The organism is Sphingomonas bacterium (assembly GCF_903644135.1).
Lineage (GTDB): Bacteria > Pseudomonadota > Alphaproteobacteria > Sphingomonadales > Sphingomonadaceae > Sphingomonas.
Genome location: NZ_CAHJXA010000111.1, coordinates 1 through 8281, shown reverse-complemented (window position 1 = coordinate 8281; position 8281 = coordinate 1). Strand labels below are relative to the sequence as shown.

The window sequence follows — 8281 nt, the reverse complement described above, 5'->3', positions numbered from 1 at the left end:
TTTGGATGGCGCCGGCGTCGTCGCTGTCGGTGATAGTGGACGCGCCGGAGTAAAACGCCGTCAGCGTCACGCTGGCGGTGTGATTGTTGGTGATATCCAAAATGCGCACGTCGTATTTGCCGGTGGTCGGGATCACCTTGCCAATAAACCCGCCGTCCGCCCCCGACGAGCGCGCGATCGCCCGGCCGTTGGGGCCGAAGAGGACGATCTCGGTCGTAAACGTGCTCGAATTATCCCCGGCGGCAATAACAAACGCCTGCCCGGCGACGAGGTTGAACTGGTAGTTTTTTTGCACCCCGGCCGTGTGAATGCCGGTGATAACCGTCTGGCCAGCGGTGAGGGTGGCGGAAAGCAACGCGCGGGGTTCTAAACGTTCGAGGGTCATGTTGAAATTGCTCATTATTTTAAAGACGCCGCGGGCGTCGGTTCCAGTTTGGTGTAACACATTATGCCCGTAGCGGCGACGCCTGCGTCGCCTCCGCTCGCGAACCTGCATCAAGCAAGCGCGCTGCAAAGCAAAGAAAGAGGCGACGCAGGCGCAGCGGCAACAAAGGTTTGAGACTGCGATGCGTGCGTTATGTGCCGACCCACGGGCGAGGGGATCACGCTCACCCGCGTTTCATCAAAATCTGCGTCACATAAATCCACGCCAGCAGCGCAACCCATGCCGCGAACACCGTTGAGAGAATCCACAGCGCCGCCCGCCGCGGCTTCCTGATCCAGAACCTCTCGTCGGGCGATCTGTGGATCGGGTTCGGCGGCGCGGCGACGCTCGGCGCGCCGGCGATCAGGCTGGCGGCCGGGCAGCTCTATGAGCCACCGTCGTTCGGCGTCCCGGCCGGCGCGATCAGCGTGATCGGTGCGAGCGCGGGCCAGTCCTTCACCGCCAAGGAGTGGTAGGCCCATGCCTCTCCACGACACCGGCCGCGCGGCCGGCCAAGGCGCGGCCCTTGCCGCGAGCGTGACGACCTTCCCGGCGAGCATCGGCCAGGGCGAGACGATCGCGACGCTGAGCGACCCCTTTGCCGGCCTCGGCCTCGGCACTACCAGCTTTGCGGGTTTTGGCACCGCGCCACCGCAGCTTCATCTCGCGGGCGACGCGATCCTGGCGGGCAGCGGTGCGCCCGCAGCCAATGGCCGTTATGCGCTCGGCATCCTCGCCACCTCGGGCGACGGCAGGCGGATGATCGGCGAGACGATCGTCCTGACCGCGCAGGGCGGGGTCGCGGCTACACCGGCCGTCATGGGCCTTCCCGCGGTCGCGGTCGCTCCCCTCGCGGTGTGGAGCCCCTGTCGGCTGATCACAGGCTATGTCGGCGCGACGATGCGCGCCGTCGTTGCCGGTGCCATTACCGCGGGCGACGATGGTAACCCGGTAATGACCGGGTTGGCCGCGGCCGGGGATGCGGTCGACATCGTCTATGATCAGACGGGCAATGGCCGGCACCTGACCCAAACGGTGGCGAGCGCCCGGCCGACGCTGGCGGCGGTTGCACGGCAAGGGGTGCAGCCGCTCAGCTTTGTCGGCAACACCTCGATGCAGATGCCCGCCGGCGTCACCGGCGATCATCAGGCGGTCACCCTGTTCGACGTCTATGGCTATAACAGCCTGCAGAACGGCTCGCCCGGGCGGCTCGGGACGGTGCAGGGCGCAGCGGCGCTGCAGTTCGGGGCCAACGCCTATGATGGCGGCGCGCCGTTTACGAGCGGCGCTGCGATGGCGACGGGACGGCGCGCGACCATGATGCAGCCGCAGGTCGTCACCTATACCGGTTCCGCCGGCGCGGCGCGGATCGGCTGCGATGGCATCTTCGGTGACGACGCGGCCGCACCGTCGGCGACCAGCTTCGCCGGCGGCCATGTCGGCAAGGGTGACGGCGGCGGCGATGGCGGGCTGCAGTTCCTGGCGCGGGTGATCTACTCGGCGGCGCTGTCGAGCATCGACGAGGCGAGCGTCAGGACCGCGCTGAACGCGATCTTCGGCACCGGCGGCTTCGCAGGCGCGACCGCGCAGATCATCGTCAACGGCAACTCGGTCGAATATGGCGCTGGGACGGCGTCGGTCAGCGGCGGCAACGGCATCAATGGCTGGGTGCGGCAGATGATCCCGCTGCTCAAGGCACGCGTGCCGGTGATCAGCCTGGCGGCGGGCGGGCGCTATCTGCAGGACCAGAGCGCTTTCGCCTATAACAATGACAGCCTGTTCCGTCCCGGGCTGACCAACCTGTGCATCGCGATGGAGCCGACCAACGACATCGCCTATTTGATGGGGCAGCTCGACGCGCCGGCGGCGACCTTCACCGCCAACAGCGTTGGCGGGTCGGCGCAGCTGGTCAACGTCTCGTCGACAGGCGGGCTGGTCGTCGGCCAGAGCATCCGCGGCGGCGCAAGTGGGGCCGACGGCACGTCGTTACGCACGGTCGTGGCGATCGGCGGCGGTACCGTCACCCTGTCCGATGCCGCCGCGGCGACGGTAACCGGCGCGACCTATACGGCGGGTGCGCGCTATGCCGGCAGCCTGACCGGAGGATCGGCGGTGATAACGGGGCTCACGGCGACCATCGGGCTGGGGGCGGGGCAGATGATCGAGGCACCCGGGATCGCGGCGGGTACGACGATCCAATCGGTCGACGGTCCCGATCGCATCACCTTGTCCATGCCCGCCACCGCCGGCGGCACGCAGACGCTGGTGGCGACCGCGGCGGCGGCGGTGCAGAACTATGCGGAGGTACTGTTCGCCAGCCATACGGAGCCGTTCGTCGCCGGCCGGCGGGCGGCGGGGTTCAAGCTGCTGGTGCTGACTGTCCTGCCGCGGCGATGGGACGTCTATGCGGCCACGCGCGGGCAGATGGATCTAGCGCGTCGCTGCTACAACGCGAAGGTCGCCGCTTCGGCGGCTGGCCTGGGCTATACGCTGCTGGACCGTGGCAACCTGCCGGCGCTGACCGATCCGACCGACACGGCGCGCTATGCCGGCGACGGCACGCATCCCCGTGATGCCGGGGCCGCGCTGATCGCCGCCTATGCCGCCTCGGTCATCAACCCGCTGCTGCCGTGAAGCCGATCAATAGGCACCGCGCCGCAGCACCATGCTTGGCACGGTCACCAGCAGGATACGCCAGTCGAGCAGCAGCGACCGCGACCGGACATAGGTGATGTCGAGCGCGACGCGGCGGCGATACGGCAACAGGTTGCGGCCGCTCACCTGCCAAAGACCTGTCAGCCCCGGCTGCACCCGGCAATATGTCGCGAAGTACCGGCCATAGCGCCCGACCTCTGCGGCGCTGATCGGGCGCGGGCCGACCAGGCTCATGTCGCCGCGCAGGACGTTGAGGAGCTGCGGCAGCTCGTCGAGGCTTGCCCGGCGCAGCAGGTTGCCGACGCCCACCACCCGCGGGTCGCGGCGCAGCTTGTGGTTCGTCGCCCATTCCCGCCACATCGGCTCGTCGCGCAGATGCTCCTGCAGCCGCCGCTCCGCATCGACCGCCATCGTGCGGAACTTGTAGCAACGGAATGACCGGCCGCCCCGGCCGATCCGCGTCTGCGCGAAGAACGGCGGCCCCGGGTTGGCCAGCATGATCAACAGCGCGATGGCTACCAGCATCGGCAGCAGGAACACCAGCGCGATCAGGGCCAGCACGATGTCGCGGCAGCGGCCGGCGCGATCGCTTGCCGTCGATCGGGCGGACGACGCTGGCCGATACGCTCGACGTCGAGACACGACCATCGGTGCCGCCCAGTCGGCCATTGTCCGTCGACTCCCCCCGCGACTCGGCACCTGATGATGCTCGGGTCCCGGCCAAGTCTTGAAAATTAAAGCAGGCGGAGCAAGGAGATAATGCCGTACCACAGCAAGGACGACACGATGATCGGCAGTGCGATCCGAACGGCCGCCGGCCATTGACCGTGCTGCGTCTGTAAGGCGTCGCTGAGGGCGGGTTCACGCTGTTGTGCCGCGACGACCGACACCGCGGCAGGTCGATAACTGGCACGCTTTTCCCGACGGGATCGCGGCCGGTCGGTTACGTAGCTGGGAGGGTGGCTGGGCAGCGGCATGGCGGATCGGGCCATACCGTGCGCACGAAGAGCTTAACCACCGCCTAACAATCCGTTTCGGCACCATCGCCGCAATGCTGGCGAAGACCGCCGCAAGCCTTTATGCGGCAGCCCATGACGGCAGCGATCATCGACGGGAAAGCGCGCGCGGCGGCGTTGCGCGCGCAAGTGGCGAGCGCGGTGGCGGTGCTGCACGCGGCAAGCGGCCGCGTGCCCGGGCTCGCGGTGGTGCTGGTCGGCGAGGACCCTGCCTCGTCGGTCTATGTCCGCAGCAAGGCCCGCGCCACGCGCGAGGCGGGGATGACCAGCATCGAGCATCGCCTGCCCGCGACGGCCAGCGCCGACGAGCTGCTCGCGCTGGTCGCCGCGCTCAACGCCGATCCGGCGGTGGACGGCATTCTTGTCCAGTTGCCGCTGCCCAAGCAGATCGACGAGCGCGCGGTGATCCAGGCGATCGATCCCGACAAGGATGTCGACGGTTTCCACCCGGTCAATGCGGGGCGACTGGCGACCGGTATCGCCGGCTTCGTGCCGTGCACGCCGCTCGGCTGCCTGCTGCTGATCCGGGACGTGCGGCCGCAGCTGGCGGGGCTGGAGGCGGTGGTGATCGGCCGCTCCAACATCGTCGGCAAGCCGATGGCGCAGCTATTGCTGGCGGAAAGCTGCACCGTCACCACCGTCCACAGCCGCACCCGCAACGCCGCCGCGCATGTGCGTGCAGCCGACATCGTCGTCGCGGCGGTCGGCATCCCCGGCCTCGTCACCCGCGACTGGATCAAGCCGGGTGCGAGCGTGATCGACGTCGGCATCAACCGCACCGATGCCGGCCTCGTCGGCGACGTCGATTTCGCCGGCGTCAGCGCGGTGGCGGGCGCGATCACGCCGGTGCCGGGCGGGGTCGGACCGATGACGATCGCCTGCCTGATCCGCAACACCTATGTCTCGGCCTGCCGGCGCGAGGGGGTCACGCCCGATCCCGCGATCTGATGCTGGAGCTGTTCGTCTCCTCGTTCATCACCTTCTTCGTGGTGATCGATCCGCCGGGCTGCGCGCCGATCTTCGCCGGGCTGACCAGCGGCGCGACTGCGCTCCATCGCCGGGCGATGGCGATCCGCGCGGTCGGGGTCGCGGCGGGCATCCTGCTGGTGTTCGCGCTGGTCGGGCAGGCGCTGCTCCACGGGCTCGGCATCAGTCTCGCCAGCTTCCGCATCGCCGGCGGCATCATGCTGTTCCTGATCGCGCTGGAGATGGTGTTCGAGCGCCGCACCCAGAAGCGCGAGGACCGCGCCGCGCAGGTCGCCGCGACCGGCGAGGCGGAGGACGTGTCGATCTTCCCGATGGCGATGCCGATGATCGCCGGCCCGGGCTCGATCGCGTCGGTTATGCTGCTGATGGCGCGCAACGCGGGCTGGCAGGGCAAGGGCGTGGTGCTGGCGGCGCTGGGCGCGAACCTCGCGCTGATGCTCGCCTCGCTGCTCGCAGCGGGGGCGATCATGCGGGTGCTGGGCGCGAAGATCGAGGCGGTGATCACCCGGCTGCTCGGCGTCCTGCTCGCGGCGCTGGCGGTGCAGTTCGTGATGGACGGGCTGCAGGTGTCGCTGGGCTAGCCGATCCGGAACAGCCGCAGCGGCGAGCCACGCGGCAGCGGCAGCGGCGTCAGCCACGCGAACTTCCGATTGTGCGCGAGCTGGCCGTAGAAGCCGCGCGGCGCCCGCGCGCGGTACACCGTCGATTCGGCCATGTTGGGGCATACCAGCAACAGCGTCGCGCGGTGCCGCCGCATGATCGCGTGCGCCTGGTCGGGCGATCCCTGAAACGCGTGCTGCACGTCAAGCATCGCGTCGCCGTTGCGATGGTACGGCCCGGCGATGGCGTCATGGTGGCTCAGCACGATCAGCCGCGGGCCGAGGTCGATGAAGGTGAACACCGTCTGTTTGGCATAGGCGTCGAGCGGCTCCAGCGCCGGCTGGGTCATGCAGCGCCCGGTCGCGCGGTTGACGCGCTGGGTGTAGCGGCTCGGCCGGTCGACGCCGGTGTGCTGGACGATCAGGTTGGCGAACAGGCCTGTCACCAGCAGAAAACCCAGCACCGGCCCAAACACGCGTACGGCGAGCGAGCGGTGGTTGAGCAGCAGCGGCCCCAGCCACCACACCAAGGCTACCGCGCCCGGCACCGCCAGCATCTGCGCGCCCGGGCCGAAGCGCACCTGCCAGCACAGCGCGACGCAGGCAAAGGCGGTGAACAGCGTCACCGACACCCAGCCGACCATGACCGGCTCGGCCAGCGAACGGCCCTCCGCCAGCAGCCGCCGCCGCGTCCGCCAGGTCGCGACGCATGCGCCGATCAGCCCCGCCACCGGCAGCGCCGCGATCGGAAAGGCGGTGCGGAACGGATGGCGGAAGATCGGCTTGGCCTCGCGGACATTGTCGAGCCAGGCACGCGCCAGCTCGGGCGAGACCTGCTCTGGCCGCCCCAGGCATTGCGGGAACTGGTGCGCGAAGCCTGCGGCGATGATCCCGCCTGCCACCACCGCCATCGCCAGCCGCACCATGCGCTGCGCCGGGCTGGTCCAGGCGAGCACGAACAGCAGCGCGCCGGCCGCGACCATCACCGACAGCCACACCGGCGTCAGCGCATCGCAGCGCGGCACCCGGTCGGCATAGGACGCGAACGCCGCATAGCCCGCCGCGCAGCCGCCGCCGAGGGTCAGCGCATAGGCGGAGAGCCGCGGGGCCTCCTCGCGCTGCCAGATCCAGCGCAGAGCGATGATCGCGCCTGCCATGCCGGCAAAGGGCAGCATCTCCAGCCCGATGGTCAGCGACACCGCGCTGGCGATTCCCACCAATGCGCCTCCCCGCGGCCCGTGCGGATCGCACAGGCCGGCGACGGTGAGGCTGAGCATCGCCAGCTGCCAGCCGTGATGATCGATCCGCTCGGGCGCGAACATCATCATCGTCGCGCCGGCGAACAGCACGCCCGCGACCGCCAGCGGCCAGGCGAGCGGCGCGACCAGCCGCCGCGCGGTTGCCGCCAGCCCCAGCAGCGCCAGGCTGAGCGGCAGCAGCGGCGCGACCCCGCAAGCCAGCTTCTGCGCCCAGGCGTCCGAGGTGAACAGGCGGAAGAACAGGATCAGCCCGGCGAGCGGCAGGTCGACCAGCCGGCTCCAGTGGATGTCGAACCCGGCCGGCGGGTTCAGCCGGTATTGGCGCAGGTCGTACCAGCCCTGCCCACCCATCCAGGCGCGCACCTGCGCCAGGCGCATATTGTCGTCGGTATCGCCCAGCGCCAGCCAGCGGATGCGGTTCCAGTCGTCGAACAGGTACCAGGCGACGATCGCCGCCCAGGCGACCAGCGTCAGCACGATCCAGCGCCGATCAAAGTCGATGGCCAGATCGCGAACGAACGCGCTCCGGCGGTCGTCCAACGCCGGATCGGCCGCAGCCTTCTGCGAAGGTGCTTCCCTCACGCGCTCACTCGCTTTAATGCCCGCCCCGAGCCGCCGCTCTATCGCCGGCCGGCAAAAGGGCAAGCGTGACGGCGATCCACCGACAGGTCGAGGTGTGGCGGACGAGCGGCGTGATCGGCCAGCTGGTGCGCTTCGGCTTCACCGGGCTGGCCGTCACCGGCTTCTACGCCTGCGTCTATTGGCCGCTCGCCACCTATGGTCATCGCGTGCTGTGGCTGGGACCGGGGGCGGTGTGGCCGCTGGTGGCGGGGACGATCGCGTTCCTGGCGGCGGCGGCGGTCGGCCATGTCGCGCACAGCCGCTTCTCGTTCCGCGGCCATGGCAGCCGCGACGAGCGGACCGCGCACCGCTTCCTCCTCGTGCAGCTGCTCGGCTTCGCGCTCAACCAGTGCTTCATCTGGATCAGCACCGGGCCGCTGATGCACGGCCCGACCTGGTGGTCGCTGGTGCCGGCGGTGTTCGTGACGCCGCTCGTCACCTTCGGGTTGCAGCGCAACTGGGTCTATCGCTGACCGATGGACCGGGTCGTCTATGATCGCATGGCGGCGCATGACTCCACCCATTGGTGGTATCGGGCGCGGCGCGACATCCTGGCGGACTATCTATCGCGCTTCGCCAACCTGCCCGCCGATGCGCGCATCCTGGAGATCGGCTGCGGCACCGGCCATAACCTGGCGATGCTGGCGACCTTTGGCGAGGTCGACGCGATCGAGATCGACCCCGCCGCCCGCCGCCTGGCAGCCCAGCGGCTCGGCAAGC

8 protein-coding genes are annotated in these 8281 nt (G+C 69.4%); 5 read left to right on the top strand and 3 right to left on the bottom strand.

Features of this window, described 5'->3' with window-relative positions:
- The coding region (locus HUU96_RS07565; protein WP_174292224.1) for a hypothetical protein at positions 1 to 400 on the bottom strand (400 nt) is incomplete at its 3' end.
- A gap of 504 nt (positions 401 to 904) precedes the next feature.
- On the opposite strand from HUU96_RS07565, the gene HUU96_RS07560 reads away from it, so the two are divergent.
- Entirely contained in the window at positions 905 to 3058 is a 2154-nt protein-coding gene (locus HUU96_RS07560) for a hypothetical protein (protein ID WP_174292223.1), read from the top strand.
- A 6-nt stretch (positions 3059 to 3064) separates the two neighbouring features.
- On the opposite strand, the gene HUU96_RS07555 is transcribed toward HUU96_RS07560, so the two are convergent.
- Positions 3065 to 3727 (bottom strand): sugar transferase, encoded by a 663-nt coding sequence (locus tag HUU96_RS07555; RefSeq protein WP_174292227.1) that lies wholly within the window; start codon positions 3725 to 3727, stop codon positions 3065 to 3067.
- A gap of 443 nt (positions 3728 to 4170) precedes the next feature.
- Between HUU96_RS07555 and folD the strand changes: the two genes are divergently transcribed.
- Entirely contained in the window at positions 4171 to 5043 is an 873-nt protein-coding gene (gene folD, locus HUU96_RS07550) for a bifunctional methylenetetrahydrofolate dehydrogenase/methenyltetrahydrofolate cyclohydrolase FolD (RefSeq protein WP_174292222.1), read from the top strand.
- Positions 5043 to 5663 carry a MarC family protein gene (locus tag HUU96_RS07545; protein ID WP_174292221.1) on the top strand — a complete coding sequence of 207 codons (621 nt, stop codon included), beginning with the start codon at positions 5043 to 5045 and terminating at the stop codon, positions 5661 to 5663. Before folD ends, HUU96_RS07545 begins: the two co-directional genes overlap by 1 nt.
- Here HUU96_RS07545 and HUU96_RS07540 read toward each other — a convergent pair.
- Entirely contained in the window at positions 5660 to 7480 is a 1821-nt protein-coding gene (locus tag HUU96_RS07540; RefSeq protein ID WP_438827066.1) for an AcrB/AcrD/AcrF family protein, read from the bottom strand. The genes HUU96_RS07545 and HUU96_RS07540 overlap by 4 nt on opposite strands.
- Positions 7481 to 7587: 107 nt before the next feature.
- On the opposite strand from HUU96_RS07540, the gene HUU96_RS07535 reads away from it, so the two are divergent.
- Entirely contained in the window at positions 7588 to 8034 is a 447-nt protein-coding gene (locus HUU96_RS07535; RefSeq protein WP_254605099.1) for a GtrA family protein, read from the top strand.
- Between the two features lie 3 nt (positions 8035 to 8037).
- The coding region (locus HUU96_RS07530; protein WP_174292220.1) for a class I SAM-dependent methyltransferase at positions 8038 to 8281 on the top strand (244 nt) is incomplete at its 3' end.